This window comes from Sorangium sp. So ce281 (assembly GCF_051527395.1).
GTDB lineage: Bacteria > Myxococcota_A > Polyangia > Polyangiales > Polyangiaceae > Sorangium > Sorangium cellulosum_B.
In genome coordinates this window covers 6,067,987-6,091,057 of sequence record NZ_CP150322.1, presented here as the reverse complement: position 1 = coordinate 6,091,057, position 23,071 = coordinate 6,067,987, and the positions used below count along the sequence as shown (strand labels likewise).

Below are 23,071 nucleotides of genomic sequence, written 5' to 3'. Positions count from 1 at the left end.
GGGCGTCAACGACGGTGGCTGGCCGGGAGATCGGGCGCGGCGCCGCGCGTCAGCCGCGCAGCGAGGCCTCGAGCTGCTTCACGACCGCGAGCGCCTCGTCGACGTGGCGGGTCGCGCGGAGCTGGGAGGAGAATGCATGTCGAACGATGCCGTCGCGATCGATGACGAACGTCACGCGGCCCGGGAGGAGGCCGAAGAGCGACTTGACGCCGTAGCGCGCGGCGGTCTGCCCGCCAGGGTCGCTGAGCAGCGTCATGGGCAGGCGGTATTTGTCGGCGAATTGCTGGTGGGACCCGGCCGAGTCGGCGCTCACGCCGAGGACCTCGGCGCCCGCCTCCGCGAACGCATCGTAATGGTCGCGGAACGCGCACGACTCCGCCGTGCACCCAGGGGTGTCGTCCTTGGGATAGAAGAACAGGACAACGGTCTTCTTGCCCCGGAAGTCGGAGAGCTTGACCGTCTCCTGCTTCTGCGATTGCAGGCCGAAATCAGGGGCTGTCTCACCGACCGACAGGGTGGATTTGCCGAGCATGGTGCGTCTTCTACCCGATGCGCCGCGCCGCGTCCAAGGCCCCAGCGGAGCGCGGCGGCTCGCCGGCAGGCGGGGGCGCGGCGAGCCGGGCTCTCCGCAGGTTCCTTCGCGATTTCCCGCCGTGGCGACGCCCGCGCGCCGGACCGGGGAGAACTTGAGTAAGCGGTTATGAAGGCGCGCTGCACGCGTCGGACGCCGGCCGCGGGCCGGCGATCGGGTTACGATGAGCGCCCCATGGCCACCACGTTCGCCGCATTGATCTTTCGACCCGCCGAGATCCCGGACCGCGCGCTGTCCCAGGGCTTTGCCGTGGCGCTCGGTGGCTGGGACGTCGCCTCGCCGCGCCTGTTCATCGCGCCGCTCCCCGGCGTGCCCGGGTACTCGGCGGCGTTCTACGCGAGCGGCGAGCCGGCCGGCGGCGGCGACGAGCTCGACCACCTCTCCGAGCTCTTCGAGGACGAGCTCTCTCCGCCCGTCGCCGTGCTCGACGCTGCCGCCGAGCTCGGCCACCCGGGCGCGACGGTCTTCGCGCTCGTGTTCTCGGAGGACGTCGTCCACGACGACGGCTGGCGCTTCGAGGCGAGCGGGTTCGTCCGCCATTTCGTGAGGGAAGGGGAGGAGGGCGTCGAGGCCGGCGTGGAGGCGCCCGACCGCAGCGAACTCGTCGAGCTCGACGTCGACCTGCCGGAGGGCGCGACCGCGCAGGGGGACCGCGACGCCACGGATCGAGCGATCCGGCCGCACCGCGGCTCGACGTTCCTCGCCGCCGAGCTGGGCGCCCCGGTGCTGGGCGCGCTCATGGGTGCCCTCTTCGCGCCCGAGCGCCGCGTCGCCGTGCGCCTCGTCGAGCCGGGGCCGGGGTCGATCGCCGACGAGGTCGCGCGGCTCAACCGGGTGCTCCGGCGCGACGATGGCCGCGGCGCGCCCGCGTCGTCGCCGCCCGTCCGCGGCGTCGCCCCGCCGGCGACGTACGCGGCGTTCGCGCGCGCGTACGACTGGGCCGATCCGGCGGATCCGGAGGACCTCTACCGCGAGCTCGCGATCGGCGCCGTCGAGGGCACGCTGTGCTTCCTGCGCGAGGGCGAGCTCCTCGGCCACGACCGCGAGCCGGGCTGGGAGGCGGCGGCGGCGCGGCAGCTCTACCCGATCGCGCGGCTCTCGGGCTCCGCGCTCGGCGGCGGCGCGGCGGCTCGACCCGATCGCGCCATCGTCGCGCTCGGGGCCGACGGCGAGCAGCTCTGGGTCGTCCGCGGCGGCACGAGCGCGGCGCCGGCCGGGCCGACGTTCGGCGAGCTGCTGCGCTACCTCTCGCTGGGATGGTCGCGCCGGAGCGACGCGGAGGAAGACCTCATCGGGGCGCTGATGCTGCGCGCGCGGCTCAGGTCGCTCGGGGGTTGAGCCCGCGCCCCGGCGTGGGATCCGCCTGTCGGGGCGAGGCGCTTTGCCACGCGACGCGCGCGCCTCGGCTCAAAACGACGTGTCGTACGCGTGGTGCCGGTGGGCTTCCGTGTGGAACGACGTCATGTGCGGGTCGTCCAGGACCAGATGGAGCAGGCCGACGTCGCGCTCGCTGCGGGCGAACACGCTCACGAGGATCCCGCCCTGCCGGACGCCGGCCTCGTAGCGTTCCGCCCAGCGCCTCGGGACGCCCGCGGTGAGGAGGATCTCGCGCAGGCCGCCCGTGATCCCGGCGCCGACCGCGCTGGCCACGACCGCGGCCAGCGGCCCGGCGACCACGAACCCGAGGTCGGGGACCACGACGCTCATCGCGACCGCGGCGCCGAACGTGTTCGACGGCGGCGGTACGTCCGGGCTCGGAAAGCACCTGTCGCGCGTCGCCTCGGTCATCAGCAGGCTGACCTCCTGTCGTGTGTAGCCGCAGTCGATGATGCGTTCCGCCGCGGCTTCCGCCTCGTCGTGCGTCTGCACCAGGCCAATTACGAGCTTCTCCATGGAAGAGACCTCCTTCGCGTTGAGCGCGCCCTCGCTCTGGGCCCCGGCGACGGATACCGCACGCTCTGTGCCAATCCGAAATTCTCACGCCTCGATGCGTTCGCGCCGATTTCTGTGCCCCTTCCGCTGGAGGAGCGAGGCGGGATGTCGCAGTGCGCCCCGTGGGCCTCACCTTCCGATGTCGACATCGCCCGTGCCAGCGCGGTTGATTCCATATTTTGCCGTCGAGCGGCGCGAGCGCCCCGTTTCAACGGGCTCCGTCTGACCAGGTCGCCCGAGGCCGCGGCCACGGGCGACCGAGGCGGCTGGAGCGCGACGAGGCCGGAGGCCGCGTCAGAAGCCGATGGTGTCCTCGACCGGCGCGGGCGGCTTCGTCCCGGTCGAGCGGCCGGTCGACGCCTCCCGCGGCGTGGCGCGGCCGCGCCCCTCCGAGGTGCCGCGCGGCGCCGCCGCCGCGCCCGGCCTCCCTGCCGCGCGCGGGCTCACCGTCGCCGCCGGCTGCGCGGTCGCCGCCGGCTGCGCGGTCGCCGCCGGCTGCGCGGTCGCCGCCGTGGCCGCCGGCTGCGCGGTCTCGGCCGCGGGCGTCGCGCTCGCCGGCTCCGCCGGCGCCGGCGCGGCGGCGCTCGCTGGCGTCGGCGCCGCCGGCTGCGCCGGGACGGGCGCGGCCTGCCGGGCCGGCGCCTCCGACGAGGGGGTCACCTCGGCCGTGGGCGATGGCTTCGTTGCCAGGAAGACGACCGCCGCCACGAGCGCTCCGAACGCGAGCGCGGCCGCCAGGATGGCCGGCGCCCACCGCCGGGCCCCGTCCGTCCCCGAGGTCGCCATGCCGGCGAGCGTCCGCCCCGGCGCGCCGTCCGTCGAGAGCCGCGCGCCCGGCGCCGACGACGGCGGCGTGCCGGTCGTCGAGAGCCGCGCGCCCGGCGCCGGCGGCAGCGGCGTCGGCTCCCCGAACAGCACCGGCTGCGACGCGCTCCCGTGGAGGGCTCGCTCCCCCGCGGACGAGGGCTCGGTCGTGAACGCCGTGCGCGCGATCCCGAGGACCGCGCGCTCCAGCGCCTCCGCCATCTGCCGCGCCGACGCGAAGCGCGCCGCGGGATCGTGCGCCAGCGCCTTCTTCATCCAGGCGTCGATCGCCGGAGAGAGCTCCGGCTTCACCTCGCTCGGCGGCGTGAAGATCCCGGTGTGCAGCACCACCGACAGCGCGCCCAGCGTCTCGCCCCGGAACGGGACATGCTCGGTGAGCGCGTGGTAGGCGACCACCGCGAGCCCCCAGAGATCCGCGCGGAAGTCGACGTGCTTCGCGCTGAGCAGCTGCTCGGGGCTCATGTAGAGCGGCGTGCCCAGCACGCTCCCGGTCGACGTCATGCCGAGCTCGCCCTGGACCCGCTTGGCCACCCCGAAATCGAGCACCTTCACGAACAGCTCGCCCTCGACGTCGAGCAGGAAGATGTTGTCCGGCTTGATGTCGCGGTGGACGATCCCGACCTGGTGCGCCCGGCCGAGCGCCTTGGCCGTCTGCGACACGATCGCCGCGACCTCGACGGGCGGCAGCGCGCCCAGCCGCTGCATGCGGCTCTTGAGGTCCTCGCCCTCGAGCAGCTCCATCACGATGAACGGCACCCCGTCCGGCGTGACGCCGTGGTCGAAGACCTGCGCGACGTGCGGGCTCTTGATCTGCGCGGCCGCCATCGCCTCCCGCCGGAAGCGCTCCACGAAGCCGCTCTGGTCCGCGTAGGCCGGCGCCATGAACTTCACCGCCACCTGCGTCCCGAGCGCGAGGTGATCGGCCACCCACACGCTCCCCATCGCCCCCTTCCCGAGCTCGCGCGCCAGCCTGAGCGTGCTCGTCACCTGCTGTCCGGGGTTCATCGGGGGTCCCTCTTCGCTCGGGCGAGCCGACGGTCCTGAGGGGGCGTCCTGTGCGGGCGGCGCGGCCCTCTGGGTGTTGGCGCGTGTTGGCGCGTGTCGGCGCGTGTCGGCGCGCACAGCGTACAACAAACACCCTGGACCGTCACCACCGAGCGCTCGCGCCGCGCACCTGACGGGAGGTCTCGGATAAGCTGGCACCATGCGCGAGGGCACGCTGGTCGCAGGCCGGTTCGAGGTGCGCCGCCTTGCCGGCGCCGGCGGGATGGGCACGGTCTACCGGGCGATCGACCAGCTGACCGGGCGCCCCGTCGCGCTCAAGGTCGCGCCCCCGGAGCTCGCCGCCCGCTTCCGGCGCGAGGCGCGCATGCTCGAGGCCGTGCAGCACCCGCTCATCGTGCAGCACATCGCGCACGGCACGGGCGACGACGGCGCCCTGTGGCTCGCGATGGAGTGGCTCGAGGGCGCCACGCTCGACGCGCGCCTCCAGGAGGGGGCGCTCCCCGTGGCCGACGCGCTGCTCGTCGCGCACCAGATCGCGGAGGCGCTCGCCGCCGTCCACGCGATCGGGATCACGCACCGCGATCTCAAGCCGAGCAACGTGCTCCTGCGCGACGGCAGGGTCGACGGCGTGGTCCTGCTCGACTTCGGCGTCGCCCGGGCGGCGGCGTCGACCTCGCTCGTCACGGAGGCCAGCTCGCTCGTCGGCTCGCTCGGCTACGTCGCGCCCGAGCAGGCGCGCGGCGACGTCGAGGTCGACGCGCGCGCCGACGTCTTCGGCCTCGGCGTCCTGCTCTTCGAGTGCCTCGCCGGGCAGCGCCCCTTCGCGGCCGACGACCCGCTCGCCGAGGTGTGCCGCATCCTCCTCGAGGAGGCGCCGCGCCTCGTCGAGCGGCGCCCGGACGTGCCGCCCTTCCTCGACGAGCTCGTCGCGCGCCTCCTGGCGAAGGACCCGGCGGCGCGCCCCGCGGACGGCCGCGCCGCGGCGGCCGCGCTCGCGGAGGCGCGCGCCCTGCTCGCGCGCGCGTCCAGCGCGGGCGCGGACGGCGCGCCGGCATCGGTCACGGACGACGAGCGGCGGCTCGTCAGCGTCGTCCTCGTCGATCTGGGCGCCGCCGACCCGGAGCCGGCGAGCGATCGCGGCGTCGAGCGGATCGTCGCGGACCTCGCCGAGGCGTTCGGCGGCGAGCGCGTGCGGCTCCCGGGCGGCACGCGCATGGTGCTCCTGTCCTCGCAGACCGACGAGGTGTTCTCCGGCCGCGGCGGCGCCGGCACGATGGCCGCCTTCGACCTCGCGGCGCGCGCCGCGCAGTGCGCGCTCGCGCTGAAGGCGCGCCTGCCCGGGCGCCCTGTCGCGCTCGCCACGGGCCGCGCGCAGGTCGGCGAGCGCCTGCCCGCGGGCGACGTGATCGACCGCGCGGTCGCCCGCCTGCGCGAGGCCGAGGGCGACGTGCGCATCGACGAGGTCACCGCGGGGCTCGCGGCGCCGCGCTTCGAGGTGACCGGCGACGGCCCCTCGTTCCTGCTGATGGGCGAGCGCGACGGCACCGAGCCCGAGCGCACGCTCTTCGGCCGCGTCACCTCGTTCGTCGGGCGCGACCGCGAGCTCGCGACGCTGCGCGGCCTCTTCGAGCAGAGCGCCGACGAGCCCGTGGCGCGCGCCGCGCTGGTCCTCGGCGAGGCCGGCATCGGCAAGACGCGCCTCCGCTGCGAGCTCGTCCGCGCCGTGCGCGAGCGCGACGCGCGCGCGTCGGTCTACGTGGCGCGGGGCGACCCCCTCGGCGCGGGCGCGCCGTTCGGCATGCTGGGCGAGATCGTCCTCGCGGCCGCCGGCTGCCTGCCCGGCGAGGCGCTCGAGGCGCGCCGCGCCAAGATCCGCGAGCACGTCGCGCGGGCCCTGCCCGCGCCGGCCGACGACGCCCCGCGCGTCGCCTGGTACCTCGGCGAGATCGCGGGCACGCCGTTCGACGACCCCGACGCCGAGCTGCGCGCCGCCCGCGGGGACGCGGTCGCCGTGAGCGAGCAGGCCCGCCGCGCCGTGCTCGAGTGGCTCGCGGCGCGATGCGGCGAGGGGCCGGTCGTGGTGGTGCTCGAGGACATGCACTGGAGCGATCACGCCTCGGTCTCGGTGCTGGACGAGGCGCTCCAGGCGCTCTCGGATCGCCCGCTCCTCGTGCTCGGCTTCGCGCGCCACAGCTTGATGGAGACGTTCCCCGGCCTCTGGGGCTCGCGCGGCGTGCAGCACATCAAGCTCGGCGCGCTCAGCCAGCGCGCGGCCGAGCGGCTCGTCCGCAGCGTGTTCGGCGAGGAGCTCGCCCTGCCCGAGGTGGCGCGGCTCGTCGAGCACGCGGACGGCCACCCCTTCTTCCTCGAGGAGCTCATGCGCGCGCGCGCGGAGGGCCGGAGCGACATGCCGCCCACGGTCGTGGCCCTGATGCACGCGCGCATCGAGGCGCTGCCGGCCGAGGCGCGGCGCACGCTGCGGGCGGCGAGCCTGTTCGGCGGCAGCTTCTGGCCCGAGGGCGTGCGGCAGCTGCTCGGCGCCGGCACCTCGGCCGAGTCGCTCGACCGCTGGCTCAAGAGCCTGCTCTCGGAGGAGCTCGTCGCCCGGCGCGGCGTGTCGCGCTACCCCGGGCACGACGAGCTCACGTTCCGTCACGCCGTGGTGCGCGACGCCGCCTACGGGATGCTCACGGACGGCGATCGCACCGCCGGCCACCGGGCCGCGGCGCGCTGGCTGCGCTCGGTGGGCGAGACCGACGAGCGGGTGCTGGCCGAGCACGCCGAGCGCGGCGGCGACGCCCCCACGGACGGCGAGGGCCTCGTCGCCCGCGGCCCTGCGCAGGATCGCGGCGGCGGAGGGGCGGGAGGACCGGGGGCGCCCCCCGGAGCCCGAATCAGCGCGTGAACGGAACGAAGCGCGAGGGGGCCAAGGTTGATGAACAACCATTGACGTGATACCCCGCCGCCCGGAGCAGTGAGCATGGATTCTTCTGACCTGGGCGCCGTCGGTCCTTACGAGCTGCTGTTGCAGCTGGCCAGGGGCGGCTCGGCGGAGGTCTTCATCGCGCGTCGCGCCTGCGCGGCAGGCGGAGGGGACACGGGCGGCGCGGGTCCGGAGCGCGGGTCGCTCGTGGCGGTGAAGCGGATCCGGGCCGATCTGCGGTGCGAATCGAGCTACGCGTCCATGCTCTTCGACGAGGCGGGCATCGCGTCGCGCGTCGCGAGCCCCCATTTCGTTCCCGTCCTCGATTACGGCCTCGACGAGGGCGCGCCGTACATCGTCATGGAGCTCGTCGTGGGGGTCACCCTCAAGCACCTCACCCGGGCTCCCGAGGCGCTCGGGGTCGGCGACGCGATCGAGCTCATCGCGCAGGCCGCCGAGGGGCTGCACGCGGCGCATGAGGCGCGCGACAGCTCGGGGGAGCTGCTCCAGGTGATCCACCGGGACATCTCGCCGTCCAACATCCTTGTCGGCGTCGACGGTCGGGCGTCCATCTGCGATCTCGGGCTCGCGTATGCCCTGCGCCGCACGACGCGGACGAAGACCGGGATGGTGAAGGGGAAGCTGAGCTATTTCTCGCCGGAGCAGGCGAACGCGAGGCCGCTGGATCGGCGCTCGGACGTGTTCTCGCTCGGGGTCGTGGCGTGGGAGGTGCTGGCGGGCAGGCGGCTGTTCGCCGGCAGCAGCATGGTCTCGACCCTCCACGCCGTCCTGGAGCGCGAGGTGCCGCCGCTCTCGAGCGAGCGCGAGGGCGTGGGCCAGGCCGTCACGGCCGCCGTCGCGCGGGCGATCGAGCGCGATCGCGACGCGCGCTGGCCCACGGCGGCCGATTTCGCGCAGGCGCTCCGGGCCGCGGCCGGGGAGGAGGGGCACGCGGCGTCGCGCGACGCCATCGGCGCGCGGGTCGCCGAGGTGCTGCCGCCGCCGCTGAGGCCGCTGGCGCCGTTTTACGCCTCGGGCGGGCCGTGCGTCACGGAGGAGATCATCGCTGCTTTGCAGTCGATGCGCGCGGCGGGGCCGGCGGGCGAGGGGGAATCGGGCGAGCTCCTGGAACAGCGGCGGCCCTCGCGCGGCTGAGCGCGCTGCTGCGGTGTCGGCCTCCGCGGGGGAGCCCGGAACCTGAGTATGCGCTCAACACCATAATCTCGTTCAGCTGCACGACCGCGCTACGGCGTCCGCTCCTCTTGACGCGGCGCTCCGGAGGCGCTCCGCCAGCTGCGTCGTCCCTCCGGCCGGCGGACGCGCGCGGGGCGGTCGATAGGCGTTGACATCCGAGATGTGAGCGTTCACATTGCGGAGGTATCCTTTCGCTTTGCTCCGGGTGGGTCGCTATGCGCAGTGCGAGCCTCGTGGTCGGGCATCGGGTCGAGCCTGGTGCCGGTCACGTCCGGTCGTCGCGCAGACGATTGTCGAACGATGGTGATCGGCGCTTCGCCAGGAGTGAGCCACCGGAGACCGCGACAGACCTCGGTTGTTCCACGATTGTCGTGAAAAATCATGAATGCTGCTCATCGGTAGAGCCGGTGCGCAGGGTGTGGTCCGCGCGCGTAGCTACCTGGATGGTCGTGTCACCGCAGGCCACAGAGATCTCGTCATCGTCGTCGATGATGCCTGCATTGTGAGTCGTTTCCTTACCATCCCGACAGGAGACCACATGGCTTTGATGACGAGGGGCAGAGGCGGGTTGGGTGAGGGAATCGGGCCTCATCAAAAATGGCCAGCCACGCCCCGTCATGGAGTGGTTGATGGATTTTCTCGGCAGGTAGTCGAATATATTCAGGCCGAACCGGCCACGAGCTGTCACGACACGGGCGAGGGTGAAACACCAGATCCCGCCTGCGCTCCACTTTAGCGTGCCCACAGCGGGCGAGGAGAGAGAACCACATGGTTAGGCCCTCAGATCATGAGAAGGCGCGTCCTCTCCTAGGCTCTCGGTCAGCTGTCTCGATCGCGTTGATCGTGGCCAGCGGCTGCACGGGAGACCTGGGCGGGTTTCGCTCCGAGGATTCCACACCCACAGACCCGCCGCCGACCTCGACGGGCACGTCGACGGGCACGGGCCCGACGGACCCGGCCGCTTGCGAGGACGGCGCGGTGTACCCCGGGCGAGCGCCGCTGCGGCGGCTCACGCGCTTCGAGTACAACAAGACCGTCCGCGACCTCCTGGGCGACACGACAGAGCCAGCCATTTCACTGCCGAGCGAGGATGTCGGGAACGGCTTCGGCAATGACGCGGACACGCTGTCGGTCTCGAGCCTGCTCGCCGAGCAGCTGGGCACCGTCGCGGAGGGCGTCGCCCGGCGCGCGACCGCCACCCCGGAGGCGCTCGCCAAGCTCGACCCTTGCGCGAGCAGCGTGACGAGGGAGAGCGAGGAGGCGTGCGCGCGCACGATCATCGAGCGAATCGCGCCGCTCGCTTACCGAAGGCCGCTCGCCGCCGGTGAGGCGGACGAGCTCCTCGCGCTGTACAGCGCCGGCCGGACGGATGCGACGTTCGACGCCGGCATCGCGACGGTGATCGAGGGGCTGCTCCAATCGCCGGATTTTCTCTACCGCATCGAGTTCGGCGCACCCGACCCGGAGCGCCCCGAGCTCCGCCGGCCCACGGGCGACGAGATGGCGACGCGCCTATCGTACCTGCTCTGGGGCACGATGCCTGACGAGAAGCTGCGCACGGCGGCGCAAGCAGGTGAGCTCGCGACCAAGGAAGGCGTGCGCGTTCATGCCGAGCGCATGCTCGAGGATCCCCGGTCCCGGGCCACCGTCCGGTACTTCTTCGACAACCTGCTCCCCATCAGCAGCCTCGCGGATCTCGAGCGAAACCCGGCGTCGTTCCCGACCTTCTCGCGGACGATCGGCGCGCTCATGCACGAGGAGACGCAGCGGTTGATCGAGCACGAGATCTACGAGGAGAACGGCACCTGGGCGTCCATCTTGACGGCCCCGTACACGTTCATGAATGGACCTCTCGCGGCGTTCTACGGCGTCTCCGGTGTGACGGGCGACGAGTTCCAGCGGGTGCAGCTCGACACGACCCAGCGCCTCGGGATCCTCACCCAGGCCGGTATGATGGCCGGGACGACGCACTCGAACAACACGAACCCCGTGGTCCGGGGCGCGTTCGTGCTCGACAAGCTGATGTGCCAGAAGATCCCGCTCCCCACCGGCGACATCCTGGAGAGGGTGAAGCCGCCGGATCCGTACACCGGCAAGACGGCGCGGGAGCGCTTCAGCCAGCACAGCAAGGATCCGGTCTGCGCGGGCTGCCACCAGTTCATGGATCCGGTCGGGTTCGCGCTCGAGAACTACGACGCGGTCGGGCTGTTCCGCACGACGGAGAACGACGTCCCGATCGACGCGAGCGGCGGGGTCCCGGGCACGGACATCAAGGTGAGCGGGCCGATCGAGCTGGTGCAGGGGCTCGCCCAGACCGAGGCGGTCCAGAGCTGCTTCGCGAAGCGCTGGGCCGAGTACGGCTATGGTCTCACGCTTCGCGCCGGGGACGCGTGCACCAAGAAGGCTGTCACGGACGCCTTCAAGGCGTCCGGATACAATGTGAAGCAGCTCCTGATCGAGCTCACGCAGACGGATGCTTTCCACTACATGGCTGCCCAGGAGGAGTGATGGTTATGTCGAACTTTCGTTTGAGCCGACGTGCCGTGCTGCGCGGCGCTGGCGCCATCGCCATCGCGCTCCCCTGGCTGGAGATCATGGGCACCGAACGCACGGCGAGCGCGCAATCCGCCCCCGCCAAGCGTTTCCTCGGCGTCTACACGCCGGGCGGGACGGTGATGAACCGCTGGCGGCCGACCGGCAACGAGACGAACTTCACCTTGGGGCCCATCCTGTCGCCGCTCGCGCCGGTGCAGGACCGGCTGCTCGTCGTCGACGGCCTCGACATGAAGAGCGCGGTCGGTGAGCAGCACCAGGCCGGGATCATCGCCTGGCTCTCGGGCACGACTCAAGCCCCGAACGGCGGCTACGGGGGCGGACCGTCCGTCGATCAGGTGATCGCCTCCCGGATCTCCGCCGGTCAGAAGGCGAAGGCGAGCATCGAGATCGCGGTGCGCTGGGCGACGGGAAAGTCCCACGGCCTGCTGTCACCGATGAACGCCGCCAATTTCGAGAGCGCCGCGCCGTTCAGGCCGATCTCGCCGCGCCTCGATCCGACGGAGATCTTCACCGACCTCTTCGGCACGCTGGACCCCAGCGCCGGCAACGACGCCGCCCGCCGACTCGCGCGAAAGAAATCGATCCTCGACTTCCTCGACGGGCGGTACTCCGCGCTGTCCGCGCGGCTCGGCGCCGCCGACGCGCAGAAGATCGACCAGCACCTGACGAAGATCCGCGAGATCGAGAAGAGCCTCGACAGCGCGCCGGCGGTCGAGACGAGCGTGTGCAAGGCGCCGACGAAGGTCGACACGTCCGACTACAACCCGCGCACGGGGCTCAGCGCGGACAACGACGGCAAGGTCAAGGACACCTCGACCGACGCGGCGATCCCGAAGGTCGGCAAGCTGATGATGGACATGCTGGTGATGTCGCTCGCCTGCGACATCACCGCGGTCGGCACGCTGCAGTGGAGCGACACCGAGGCGAAGCACACCTTCCCCTGGCTCAACCTGACCGAGCACCACCATTTCTACCAGCACGACGGCGGCTTCAGGCCGGACGAGTGCGAGCGCATCTGCAACTGGTACTCGAAGCAGCACCTCTATCTCCTGCAGGAGATGGCGAAGGTCGACATGGGTGGACACTCGCTGCTCGACGAGAGCGTCGTCTTCTTCGGGTCCGAGCTCTCGGATCCGCCGAGCCACAACAAGTCGAACATGCCGTTCTTGCTGGCCGGCGGCGGCGGCGGCCTGCGCACTGGACGCTGGGTCCGGTACCCCAACCTCCCGCACAACAACCTGCTCGTCTCGATCTTGAACCTGTTCGGCGACAACCGGAACACGTTCGGCGACCCGAAATTCTGCACCGGGCCGCTCACGAACCTGACGTAGCCGGCGCGAATTCAACGACGCCGGCCGTCGCGAATTCAACGACGCCGGCCGGCGCTCCTCGCGCTACAGGCCGGCGCCGTCACGCGGCGCGGCGCGAGCAGGATGGTCGCGCGGGGGAGGCGCGACCGCGACGGCGCCTCACCGCAAGAGGTCGCCGATCGCCCCGTACCAGACGTTCGCCATGCGCGCGTAGCCGGACTCGTTCGGGTGTATCCTGTCCGGGAGCTCCGTTGTGGGAAACCCGGTGTGCATGTCCACCAGCACCACGTGCTTCCCTGCGGCTGCCCGGGTTCCCACGGTGTCCACCGGCGCGTTGGTGTAGGTGACCACCGTGGGATCGGCGAAGGTGATCGGAATGAGCTGCGCCACGACCACGAGCGTGTCCGGAGTCGAGGCGAAGATCTTGTCGAGGACCGCTCCCAGGCCAGGCGCCGCGGCGCCATGGGAAGGTTGTCATTCTGGGTCAGATCGTTGGTCCCCGCCATGAGCAGCACGATGTGCGGGTTCTGCGCGAGCGCGGGCGTCGGCACCAGCCCCCGATCTGATCGATCTTCCAGCCGCTGTGCCCCTCATGGGCCCGCGGAAACGAGGCGCCGTCGACCGTCGCCGGCCCGTTCATCAGGGACCCGACGAAGGTGATCTTCTTGCCCGCGGCCCGCGCCTTCCTGAACAGCTCGATCCGGTAACCGCCGCCGCCCTGCACCCCGACCCCGTCCGTGATGGAGTCGCCGAGCGGCAGGATCTTGCAAGGCTCCCCGTTCGTCGGGCACGGCGTGAACCCGCCCGCGCCGCCATCGCCGTGGCCGCCATCGCCGTGGCCGCCCGCGCCGCCCGCGCCGCCATCGCCGTGGCCACCCGCGTCGCCGGCCTGGCCACCGGTGCTGGAGGCGCCGCCGCCGTCGCCGCCGCTGCCGCCCGAGCCCGTCGAGCCGCTCGTGGCGGCGCCCTCTCCACCGGCCCCGCTGGTCACGCCGCCGCTCGTCGCCCCCCCGCGCAGAGAGCGAGTGCGATCCCAGGGACGAAGGGCCGGCGCGCGTGGCGGCCTGCTCAGGGGGAAAGCAAAAGGAGATCCCGAAGGGGACTTTGAGCGTTCACATGATGGGTATCAACGAGAATGGACCGGCGCGCTCCGGCCTGGCTCGGGACTGGGGTCGTCCTGAGCACCGGGGGCGTCGCCATCGGGATCGACGTCGCCACCCCCGCCGTTCGCTCGGCCGTCGAGGATGCGGGGAACGACCAGATCAAGGACCCTGCGGTCGCGCCTTCGCGCGTCGGGCCAGGGCCTCCGCGATCGTTCTCACTTCGGGGGCCAACTCCAGGGGAGGCACGCCGCCGGCGATGCCGCTCAGGCGAGCATGCCGTCGATGGGCCCGGAGCCCTTGCCCTCGCCGAAGTTCTCCGTCCACTGGGTCTTGTCCCGAACGGCGGCGGCGATGAGGCCGTTGAAGAGCCGGTTGTTCGTGACGCCTCCGGCGTCGATGTAAGCACCCTGCTTCAGGTAGCCGCCGCCGTCCCCGGCGATGATCGTCGGAACGTTCTGGAAGCTGTGCGACGGGCCGTCCGACACGTGGTTCGTCCACAGGATGATGGACTTGTCGAACAGGCCGCGCGCCTTGAACTGATCGAGGCCGTGGAGCAGCGTCTGCATGCGGAGCACGTCGATCTCGGCGTGCGCTTGCTCGGCCGTCGGGTTGCTGCCCGAAGAGGCGTCCGATTGCACACGATGGCTGATGTGGTGGAAGGGCCACCCGAGCTTCTCGTTCGACGGCACCGCATACTTCGTCTGATCCGTGCCGTCGCCGTGCTGCAGCGTCGCCACGCGGTTGAAGTTGCAGGCGAACGCCAGCGCCACGAGCTCGAGATGGAGCTTCGCGACGTCTTCTATCATGCCGTTCGTCTTGAACGCGAAGCCGCTCTTGAGCGCGTCGAGCTCCGACGTCGAGAGGCCCGCCTGGCTGCAGGCCCCGGCGGCCATCTCGCCCATCGTGACCTCGGCGTCGCGGATGGCGTCGAAATGCTGCTGGAGGCGGTGCTTGTCGGCCGAGCTCAGCGCCGACATGCGCATCAGGCTGTTCAGCTCCTCGCGCACGAAGTCGTTCGCGCTCTTGCGGCTGCGGATGAGCTCCTCGGCGACCTGCCCGCCGCTGCCGCCGCTGCTGCCACCGCCGCTGCTCGTCAGGCCGACGAGCTTGGAGTAGAGCGTGTACGGGTTGTCGTCCGCAGAACGCACCTGTCCGGAGCCGCCGCCCTTGAACGAGATGCGCTCGGCGATGTACCCGTTCCTGAGGTTGCCGGCGTAGAGCGTGAGCGGCTCGGCTCCGCCCTCGTTCACCAGCTTGGCGACGACGACGTCCGCGGACACGCCGCTCGAGGATGCGGTCTTGCCGCCGCCCTGCGCCGGGCGCGCGGTGAGCGACTGACACAGGCCCTGCGCGTGGCCGCAGTTGGTGGGCCCATTCATCGGGAAGTTGATACCGCGGATGAACAGCAGGTTCGAGGCGTGAGGCGCGAGCACGTGCGTCGCCTTGTCCGTCATGGCGGCGAGCCCGTCGGTCGTGAGCTGGCCAGTCTGGTCCGGGAAGAACTTCTTACCCACCACGCCGCACGCCGCCACGATGTAGAGGCTGAACACGGGCGCGCTGTCCGCGGCCCAGGCGGAGCGCAACGGCAGACCCTCGAGGAACGGAAGGGCGATGGCGACGCCGCCCGCGCGCAGGAACGCGCGCCGATTCATGCCGCGCCGGTGCGCTGCGCTCGGAGGAGCGAGGTTCATTGCGATCTTGGGGTTCACAGCGTACCTCCCATGCGAGTCCGGAATGCTTCCTTCTTCACGAGCTCGAGCATCATCGCTTTCACCGAGCCGCTGGCGCCGCGGCTCACCTCGGCGAGCGTCTCGACGAGCGGCAAGTCCGACGGGACGACGTCGCGCTGGAGCGCGAAGCTCGCGAGCTTCTTCGCGTAGCAGAGGTGAGCCTGCTCGCCCTCCGCCATGTAGTGCATCAGCTCGCCGGCGTCGGCGAACGACTTGTCCCCTTCGGAGAACGTGTAGACACCGCTGCTGTCGACCGGCAAGCCTCCGTTCTCCTCGTCCCGATATTGCCCCATGCCGTCGAAGTGCTCGAAGGCGAAGCCGACGGGGTTGATGAGCTGGTTGTGGCACGCGCCGCCGCAGGCGGAGGTGAGCCGCGTGATGCGTTGACGGTTCGTCTGCCCGGGCTCGAGAGGCGGGACCGGCGGAATGTTGGGGGCCGGCGCGCCGAGCGGCGTGCACAGCACGTCGAGGTTGATGCTGACGCCGCGGTGGATCGAGTCCGACTCCTCGTTCAGAGCGTTCAGCGTCAGGTAAGGGAGCTGCGAGAAGAAGCCGACGCGATCGGGACCGAGGTCTCGCTCCACGACGCGGCTCCCGCTCGGCGAAAGGCCGTAGAGGCTCGCCATCCCCGGCCCCACGAAGCCCTTGGTGGACGTGAGGATCTCCTTGACGCCGAGACCCTCGGTGAAGATCTTGTCGAAGAACAGGTACGCGCTCTCCTCGTACTCCGCGTTCAACGATTCGTTGTAGGTCGGCACGCCGAGCTTGCTGATCGTGGCGTAGCGATCGAAGTGGAGCAGCTCGCGATGGAAGTACCGCATGCCCTCGGCCGCGGTGGGCTCCTCCAGCATGGTCTTGGCGACCGCGGCGATCGCCTCCGGCGTCGTGAGCGTGGGCGCCTTGTCGAGCAACTCGTCGCTCGGCGCGGCGTCGCGCAGCCAGAGCGAGAGCTTCGCCGCGATCTCGTAACCATCGAGCGGCTTGCGATCCTCGCCGAGCTCCGTGCGGTAGAGGAAGTGCGGCGACTGCAGCATCGTCCGGATCACGAGCTGCGCGCCCTTGGCGAACGCGCTCTTCGCGCCGGACATCGCCGTTCCGGTCTCGAAGAGATCCGTGTACCCGGCGATCTCATTGTCCGTCAGCGGACGGCGATACGCGCGGCGCCCCACGGTCTCGATGAAGCCGGCCTCGTCCGTGCCCGGGTAAACATCGGCGAGCGCCTCCGCCGAAGCCGTCACCTCCTCGGCGAGCGCCTCCGCCGCCGATTGGTAGTCGCTCCACGAGCGCTGGTTCACGCTCAGCAGGTGCTCGTTGTTCGTGAAGTCCGTCGTGCCGGCGACGGGCTTCTCGAACCCGTCGGACAGCGACGGAGGATCGGCGAGGTTCAGGACCACCTGAACGCTGCGCGCCCACTGCGAGTTCGTGAGCCGCACGAACCGGTGGTACTGCGGCCCACCCGGCATGTCGATGCCGCGCGCCACCCCGCCGGTGACTGGGCCGTTCACGTCCGGCGCCGGGCCGTCGCTTTCCTCCGACGGATCGCCCAAGGCGCCCGTGCATCCAGCGAGCAGGAGCGCTGTGACGCAGAGCCCCGCGCGCAGCGCCCGCCTGCCGCGTGGCAAGCCGGTCATTAAAAAAGACGGTGGGGTCATGATTGCCTCCTGACCAAGCACGGGTGACGAATCAGCTATTCCAGCGCAGTTGCAATGCAACCATCATTCAGCAACTGTCTTGTTCATCTGAGAATCGAGAATCCATGCATCGAAGAGATCACGTTCAGTCCACGGCCTGCGGGAGGCCGCGTTCACTCACGGCCTGCGCGGCTCACTTGAGCGACTGGAAGAAGCGCCAGGCTCGCCCGCCCGCGCCGGACGGTACGTTGTGACCGCCGGGGTGCGTGCAGTACACGACCGGCTGGCCCTCCTTGCAGCCCGCCACGCCTACGGAGAAGAGAACGTTCAGTCCAAACACAGATCGACTCATAAGGACACCACCTCGATAGCTTCTGCTCGCCGGGGGCTCGGGCGATCGCGGGTCGTTCGCCACGCCCCCCTTCGGCCGGTTGACGCAGGCGTCATGCACCGAGCGCCGCCGGGCCAATCATGTCTCTCAATAGGTCGAGAACAGGCTCCAGAGGAACTTGGGCGCGAACGCGGGCCAACCATGATTGGTGTTGCTGTAGTTCGGGTCTCCGTGCTGGCACCAATAGACCGGATAGTCCTCGTCGCAGCCCTGAGCCAGGACGCAGTTCGAGAGATCGTCCGTGTACCCGTCGACCGGCGTCGTGCTCGCCTCGCAGTGGTTCAGCGCGGTATAGAAGTCGCGCGTCTTCGGGCCGTTGTCCGTCCCGACCACAGAGTCGCGCTTTCCGTGAATGACGACCGCCGTGACCTGCCCGGTACACTTTCGGGTGCCGGCGTTGAGCGGGTACTGCTGTACGTTCTTGGTGGCGCACGGGCCGATCGCGCGCAGCTTGTCCGCGTGCTCGCAGCCGAGGATGCTCGAGAAGTCGCCGCCCGAGCTCTCGCCCGCCGCGAACACGCGAGCCTTGTCGATGCAGAGGTTGCCCGTGATCTGATCGTAGAACGGCTGAAAGAAGGAGACGTCGTTCGCCCCCCAGCCCGAGCTGGAGTTGGCCGGGTGAGGGTAGACGCGGATCCAGGCTTCCTTGGGGCCGGTCGCCTCGAAGCCCGCGTTCTGCTCTGCCCAGCTGATCGGGTTGCCCGTCGGGTTGAACATGATCATCACCGGGTACGGCTTGCTGGCGTCGTAGTTGGTCGGCAGCTTCACGTAGTACTGGTGACCCGATACGGTGAGCGGGCTCTGCGCGCTGCCCGTCTGCGGATTGGCCTTGCCGCAACCCGTGCTCGGCTCCGGGGGGACCTTGCCTCCCATCGATCCGCCCGCTCCGCCCGCCCCCGGCGAACCGCCGCTTCCGCTCGTGCCCCCCTCACCGCCCGCTCCGCCCGCGGACGCGCTGCTGTCGCCGGTCGTGGCGCCGCCGCTGGTCGTGGCGCTGCTGGTCGTGGTGCTGGCGCTGCTGCCTGACACGGCGGCCCCGCCCGCCCCGGCGTGAGGATCGTCACCGGACGAGGTCGCGCCGTCATCGACGCCACCTCCGCAAGCCGAGAGAGCGAAAGAGCCGGCCAGCGCCGCGAACAATGTGGCTCGAACGAGTGTAGGTTGGTTCGTCATTCGAATACCCAGGCGCGATTTTTCCCTCACCGGCGGCGTTCCACGAGGCGCGCCCGCAGCGTGAGGTCGTTTCCAGTTGATTGAAGGATCCGAGTGCGACGGCTGAGCTGGGATTCAGCGAGCTTGTGCGACTTTGATGTAAACAGGCCGCCTCGCTGGATTTTCACTCGCCGCGCTCGCGGCAAGGTATTCATTGTGATCGTTCACATCGTCGATGTCAACTCCTGTCGACAAAACCGCGGAGTTCCTCGGGCCCGAGGGAGGACGGGGCTGGCGTGGCGCCTCCAACGAAGCGGCGCGTCAAGCGGGGCACCGGGCCGCGGGCCAGTGGAGCGCCTCATACAACGAGGGCGCCAATGGCATCGTAACAGTCGCCCCGCAGCGCAACAGAAGCGTCGGCGGCGGACGTCCTCCGCCACGTCATCTCCGACCAACCGGTGGGCGCTGTATCGAGAGGGGGCCGGTCGATTCGAACGCGGTGGTCGCCGTCGACCAGCACGGCGGTGAGGCGGTCGTGAGCCGCCATGTCCCCGATCCGGAGCATCGGACGGTGGGGCATCTCACCGGGTCTCGCGACTGGCTCGAAGCCGGCCAGAACACTCGGGATCGAGGAGAGCCGGGGCTGGTCAATTTTGTTTGACGCCCTGAATGTGATCGTTCACCGTGCGCCCTCGGGGGGCCTGCTGTTGACATCGTATTTGCGCAGGCACACGAGCCGCGATGCGCGAATCGGTGGTCCAGTGGAACGGCTCAACGCACCGCGCTGGGGGCCGCCGGACGCTGCGGGCGCCAGCTGCTGGCTCGTGACGTGAACCTGGTTGGTGTCAGTGCATTTTTCTGCGAACCGTGAACGAGCCATCGAGTCGCGCGCCAGGAGGCCTCGGAGAACCACGATCGCTCTGCAGCGCGCCCCGAACGGGCTGATCTCGTCCCTGGAGTGAGCATGACGACACGTCGATTCCTTTCGTCACTGGCCTGCATCGGCTGCGCGCTGTCGCTCGCCGCTTGCGGGAGCGATGATGCCGGCAGCGGCGCCGGCTCCAGCAGCCAAGGTGGGGGCGGCGCCGGCGCGCCGGGCGCCGCTTCCAGCGGCCCCGGCGGGGGCTCTCCTGGAGGCGCCTCGGCCAGCGCGGGAGGTCAAGCGGGCGCCGGCACGGGCGGCGAAGCGCCCAGCGGCGGGACGACGGCGGGCGGCGGCGAAGGCGGCGCCGCAGGGGCGGACGGGGCGGGCGGGGCGGGCGGTTCAGGCGAATTCGAGCCGGTGACCATCTCGTTCGGGACCACGCTCGATCCGCGCACCCAGGTGCTCGAGGCGCGGGCGCTCGCCGAGTCCATCGCCGATCCCAGCTCTCCGCAGTGGCGCGCCAAAGGCGACCAGCGCAGGACGTATCGCTTTCCAGAAGCGGGCGCCGACGTCCCTTACCGCGTCTGCGTCCCGAATGGCTGGGACGGCACGTCGAAGCTGCCCCTCGTCATGTTCTTGCACGGCGCTTCGAACGACGAGAGCTCGTACCTGGACCAGAACAACAAGCAGATGGTGAATCTGGCCGACCAGCATGGCGTGCTCCTGGTCTCGCCGCTCGGCTATCAAGGCGCCTACGGCAACTTCCTGCGGCTGCCGGCCGTGTTCGGGCAACCCGAGGAGGCGGAGAAGCTCCTGGCCATGCGTACGCCCGAGCGAGAACGCGACCAGGAGCTCAGCGAGAAGGACGTCATCAACGTCCTGGAGCTGGTGCTGCACGAGTACCCCATCGATCGCAGCGCGATGTTCCTCACCGGACACTCGATGGGGAGCGGCGGCACCTGGTACATCGGCGGCAAATACGCCGACTACTGGGCGGCTCTGGCGCCCATGTCCGGCCCCTTCGTCCAGGAGTCGGGCTACCCATGGGGCCGGCTGCTCGGCATGCCCATCTTCGTGACGGAAGGTACCCGCGGCACGCCTTCCCTGACGGGCAGCCGGGCGCTGTGCGACTGGATGATGGCTGGCGGCTACACGATCACATACAAGGAAGTCGATGCGGACCATGCGGGCATGGTTCCGCTCGTCCTGCCCGACGTCTTCGGCTTCTTCGACCGCTGACGGCCTCCGCGCTCGTCGCGCGCCTTCACACTCGCTCGGCGCACGCAACGGCGCTGTCAGCATGCGTGTCGATGGCGGAAAGTTCCAGTCCTCACGGTCCCACGGCCATGCCAGCGTCCTCGCTCGGGCCGGAGGAACCATGCGGGCGGGTCGATTGGGTTTGACATCGATCTTGTGATCGTTCACATTGCCCCGGAGCGATATCCTTCTTCTTCCTCTTGGGTGGGTCGTCATGCGGACCGAGACCTTCGTCCTTCGATGGATGCCGGCACCGGCACCGTTCGCTCGGTGGTGCGCGCCGCGGGCGGCGGAGCGGCGCCCTGCTGGCCGTCGGGCCCCCCTCGAGACCGCGCGATCCCTCGTGATCGCGTTGGTGCGCGAGCTCACGGATTCTGGTCGTGGTTGAATCGTCCAGTGTTGAACGGCTGCGGGGCCCATGCAACCGGCAAGATCGACGCCGCGCTCGATGACGGAGTGAACACCACGGCTTCTGTTGGATGGTCGTCGCGTTGAGAGCCACGCTGAACTGGTCGCCCGGTCGCCAGCGCTTCACCAGGAGAGAGAGACGATGACCCCACCGTCTATTTCGATGATCCTCCTGCCACGCTGGGAGCGGGCGCTGGGCGCGCCGCGCTGCGCTGCGGCGCTCTTGCTCGCGGGGTGCACGGGCTCTCTGGGCGCCCACGATGACAGCGCCGACGAGCACCATGGGTTCCGGGAGGTCCCCTACGTCCTCGCCGGCGGCGCCGCGGGCTACCTGAAGACCGGCCAGCTCGTCGACGTCAAGATCACCGACAACGAGCTGCTCCACACGAGCGACGCGGTGGTCGGATGCACCAACAGCCAGGGAGGGCCGCTCGACGACCTCGGCGACGAGAGCCTCGAAGGCGGGCTCGTCGACACGATCATCGCCTGAAGAAGCAAAGAATCCACACGTTTCGGAGGTCGAGCCGCCGCCTGTCGGCTCGCCGCTCAAAGCATCGCGATCTTCAATCGCTCAACTTGCGGAAATCCAACATGAACAAGAACCGTTCTTCTCGATGGCTGCGCCGTACGACGTGGATCGCGCTCGGGGTCGCGACTCTCGCCGCATGCGGCGATGGGGGCGACAGCGATGGCACCGGTGGCTCGGGGGGAGCCGGCAGCGCCACGACGGGCGCCGGCACGACGAGCGCCGGCACGACCGGCGCGGGCACGACCGGCGCGGGCACGACGAGCGCCGGCACGACGAGCGCCGGCACGACCGGCGCGGGCACGACCAGCGCCAGCAGCGGCGGATCGAACGAGGGCGGCGGCGGGTCGGACGCCACGAGCAGCACGTCCGCGAGCAGCACGTCCACGAGCACCACGTCCGCCGGAGCCGGCGGCGCCGAGCCCACGGGGAAGTTCGTCGGAAACATCACGACGCGCGGCGCCGTGCGCGACGGCTTCGCGAAGTACTGGAACCAGATCACGCCCGAGAACGAGGGCAAGTGGGGCGAGGTCGAGAAGAGCCGCGGGAACAAGGACTGGAGCAAGCTCGACAGGATCTACAAGTACGCGCAGGACAACAACATCATCTTCAAGCACCACGTCTTCGTGTGGGGCTCCCAGCAGCCCAGCTGGGTCGGGAGCCTCTCCGGGCCGGACCAGCAGGCGGCCGTGCGGGATTGGATGAAGTCGTTCTGCGAGCGCTACCCCAATACGAAGTACATCGACGTGGTCAACGAGCCGCCGCCCCACACCACGCCCTCTTACAAGAACGGCATCGGCGGCGACGGCGCCAGCGGCTGGGACTGGATCGTCAACTCCTTCAAGTGGGCCCGCGAGTTCTGCCCGAACGCGAAGCTGATCCTCAACGACTACAACAACATCGAGTACCAGAACGACCACAACAACTTCATGAAGATCGCGCGGGCGGTGATCGCGGCGGGCGCCCCGGTCGACGCCATCGGCGCGCAGGCGCACGACGCGTACAAGATCAACACCAACACGGTCAAGGGCTTCGTTGACCAGCTCGCCTCGCTGGGCAAGCCTGTTTACATCACCGAGTACGACATCGGCGAGGCGAACGACAACAGGCAGAAGCAGATCATGGAGGAGCAGTTCACGATGTACTGGAACCACCCCTCGGTCCAGGGCATCACCTTGTGGGGCTACATCGTCGGCACCACCTGGCGGGACAACACCGGCATCCAGTATGACGACGGCAGGATGCGGCCGGCCATGCAGTGGCTGATGGACTTCCTGGATCGCCAGTGATTGATGTCGCGCTCGCGCTGAAGGTCAACGGCTGGGCGGCGCAAGGTCCGCCCGCGCCGGCCAAGGGCAGCGGCGCGCACAGCGGCGTTTCGTACACGGGCTGCTCGAGCGGGCAGCCCACGCGCTGGTGTGCGTTCGACGGGGATCACTCCCCCTCGCCGAAGGACAACGGCCAGCCGACGACCTGGGATCCTCGCGAGGTCTGGGGTTTCTTCACGCAGATCTGAGCTGAGGGTCGAGCGGTGGCGCTCGGCCCGCTTCACCGGAGCGTCGCCGGGCCGGGGAGCTCGAACGTAGTCCGCCGCCGATGCCCACCTTCCGCAAAAGGCGATGTCCGCCAGCTCGCCCAGCGGGCTGTCTTCACGACGAACCACCCCAGCGA

Annotated in this window: 20 protein-coding genes; 10 read left to right on the top strand and 10 right to left on the bottom strand. The window is 70.4% G+C overall.

The annotated features are described in order from the left end of the window. Positions 1-49: 49 nt before the first annotated feature. A complete protein-coding gene (locus WMF27_RS23050; protein WP_437766737.1) occupies positions 50-532 on the bottom strand; it encodes a peroxiredoxin in 483 nt (160 codons plus the stop codon). 234 nt (positions 533-766) lie between these two features. On the opposite strand from WMF27_RS23050, the gene WMF27_RS23045 reads away from it, so the two are divergent. After that, positions 767-1,930 (top strand): hypothetical protein, encoded by a 1,164-nt coding sequence (locus WMF27_RS23045; protein WP_437766738.1) that lies wholly within the window; start codon positions 767-769, stop codon positions 1,928-1,930. Between the two features lie 69 nt (positions 1,931-1,999). Here the strand turns inward: WMF27_RS23045 and WMF27_RS23040 are convergent, their stop codons facing one another. Both WMF27_RS23040 and WMF27_RS23035 read right to left on the bottom strand, forming a co-directional pair. Further along, a complete protein-coding gene (locus tag WMF27_RS23040) occupies positions 2,000-2,485 on the bottom strand; it encodes a hypothetical protein (RefSeq protein WP_437766739.1) in 486 nt (161 codons plus the stop codon). Between the two features lie 333 nt (positions 2,486-2,818). Further along, positions 2,819-4,354 carry a serine/threonine-protein kinase gene (locus WMF27_RS23035; RefSeq protein WP_437766740.1) on the bottom strand — a complete coding sequence of 512 codons (1,536 nt, stop codon included), beginning with the start codon at positions 4,352-4,354 and terminating at the stop codon, positions 2,819-2,821. A gap of 199 nt (positions 4,355-4,553) precedes the next feature. Here WMF27_RS23035 and WMF27_RS23030 point away from each other — a divergent pair, with 199 nt between their 5' ends. After that, entirely contained in the window at positions 4,554-7,259 is a 2,706-nt protein-coding gene (locus tag WMF27_RS23030) for a protein kinase domain-containing protein (RefSeq protein ID WP_437766741.1), read from the top strand. Positions 7,260-7,334: 75 nt separating this feature from the next. After that, positions 7,335-8,432: a serine/threonine-protein kinase gene (locus WMF27_RS23025; protein WP_437766742.1), complete on the top strand. Its 1,098-nt coding sequence runs from the start codon at positions 7,335-7,337 to the stop codon at positions 8,430-8,432. A gap of 418 nt (positions 8,433-8,850) precedes the next feature. Here WMF27_RS23025 and WMF27_RS23020 read toward each other — a convergent pair whose 3' ends face one another. Further along, positions 8,851-9,216 (bottom strand): hypothetical protein, encoded by a 366-nt coding sequence (locus WMF27_RS23020; RefSeq protein WP_437766743.1) that lies wholly within the window; start codon positions 9,214-9,216, stop codon positions 8,851-8,853. 233 nt (positions 9,217-9,449) lie between these two features. Between WMF27_RS23020 and WMF27_RS23015 the strand changes: the two genes are divergently transcribed. Together WMF27_RS23015 and WMF27_RS23010 are read left to right on the top strand one after the other, a co-directional pair. After that, positions 9,450-10,979, top strand: a complete 1,530-nt coding sequence (locus WMF27_RS23015; protein WP_437766744.1) for a DUF1592 domain-containing protein — start codon at positions 9,450-9,452, stop codon at positions 10,977-10,979. Continuing rightward, positions 10,979-12,358: a DUF1552 domain-containing protein gene (locus WMF27_RS23010; RefSeq protein WP_437766745.1), complete on the top strand. Its 1,380-nt coding sequence runs from the start codon at positions 10,979-10,981 to the stop codon at positions 12,356-12,358. The genes WMF27_RS23015 and WMF27_RS23010 overlap by 1 nt, the downstream gene beginning before the upstream one ends. Positions 12,359-12,496: 138 nt before the next feature. Here WMF27_RS23010 and WMF27_RS23005 read toward each other — a convergent pair whose 3' ends face one another. The 6 genes from WMF27_RS23005 to WMF27_RS22980 form a co-directional block, all read right to left on the bottom strand. After that, positions 12,497-12,727 (bottom strand): hypothetical protein, encoded by a 231-nt coding sequence (locus WMF27_RS23005; protein WP_437766746.1) that lies wholly within the window; start codon positions 12,725-12,727, stop codon positions 12,497-12,499. A gap of 94 nt (positions 12,728-12,821) precedes the next feature. Then, complete coding sequence (locus WMF27_RS23000; RefSeq protein WP_437766747.1) at positions 12,822-13,328, bottom strand: hypothetical protein; 507 nt, start codon at positions 13,326-13,328, stop codon at positions 12,822-12,824. A 375-nt stretch (positions 13,329-13,703) separates the two neighbouring features. Next, positions 13,704-15,149: a DUF1552 domain-containing protein gene (locus WMF27_RS22995; RefSeq protein WP_437766748.1), complete on the bottom strand. Its 1,446-nt coding sequence runs from the start codon at positions 15,147-15,149 to the stop codon at positions 13,704-13,706. Then, positions 15,146-16,822 carry a DUF1592 domain-containing protein gene (locus tag WMF27_RS22990; protein WP_437944504.1) on the bottom strand — a complete coding sequence of 559 codons (1,677 nt, stop codon included), beginning with the start codon at positions 16,820-16,822 and terminating at the stop codon, positions 15,146-15,148. The genes WMF27_RS22995 and WMF27_RS22990 overlap by 4 nt, the downstream gene beginning before the upstream one ends. Before the next feature lie 172 nt (positions 16,823-16,994). Then, positions 16,995-17,153, bottom strand: a complete 159-nt coding sequence (locus WMF27_RS22985) for a hypothetical protein (protein ID WP_437944503.1) — start codon at positions 17,151-17,153, stop codon at positions 16,995-16,997. A gap of 126 nt (positions 17,154-17,279) precedes the next feature. Next, positions 17,280-18,065, bottom strand: coding sequence for an alpha/beta hydrolase family esterase (locus tag WMF27_RS22980; RefSeq protein ID WP_437766751.1), 786 nt, complete (start codon positions 18,063-18,065; stop codon positions 17,280-17,282). A gap of 46 nt (positions 18,066-18,111) precedes the next feature. Here WMF27_RS22980 and WMF27_RS22975 point away from each other — a divergent pair, with 46 nt between their 5' ends. The 5 genes from WMF27_RS22975 (at position 18,112) to WMF27_RS22955 (ending at position 22,916) form a co-directional block, all read left to right on the top strand. Further along, positions 18,112-18,246, top strand: a complete 135-nt coding sequence (locus WMF27_RS22975; protein WP_437766752.1) for a hypothetical protein — start codon at positions 18,112-18,114, stop codon at positions 18,244-18,246. A 1,062-nt stretch (positions 18,247-19,308) separates the two neighbouring features. Further along, the gene (locus tag WMF27_RS22970; RefSeq protein WP_437944502.1) at positions 19,309-20,448 is read left to right on the top strand and encodes a hypothetical protein; all 1,140 of its coding nucleotides are present in this window, start codon (positions 19,309-19,311) and stop codon (positions 20,446-20,448) included. A gap of 568 nt (positions 20,449-21,016) precedes the next feature. Next, on the top strand, positions 21,017-21,364 hold the full coding sequence (locus WMF27_RS22965; RefSeq protein ID WP_437766754.1) for a hypothetical protein: 348 nt from the start codon (positions 21,017-21,019) through the stop codon (positions 21,362-21,364). A 101-nt stretch (positions 21,365-21,465) separates the two neighbouring features. Further along, entirely contained in the window at positions 21,466-22,689 is a 1,224-nt protein-coding gene (locus WMF27_RS22960; protein WP_437766755.1) for an endo-1,4-beta-xylanase, read from the top strand. Continuing rightward, positions 22,686-22,916 (top strand): hypothetical protein, encoded by a 231-nt coding sequence (locus tag WMF27_RS22955; RefSeq protein ID WP_437766756.1) that lies wholly within the window; start codon positions 22,686-22,688, stop codon positions 22,914-22,916. The genes WMF27_RS22960 and WMF27_RS22955 overlap by 4 nt, the downstream gene beginning before the upstream one ends. The last annotated feature ends 155 nt before the right edge of the window (positions 22,917-23,071 follow it).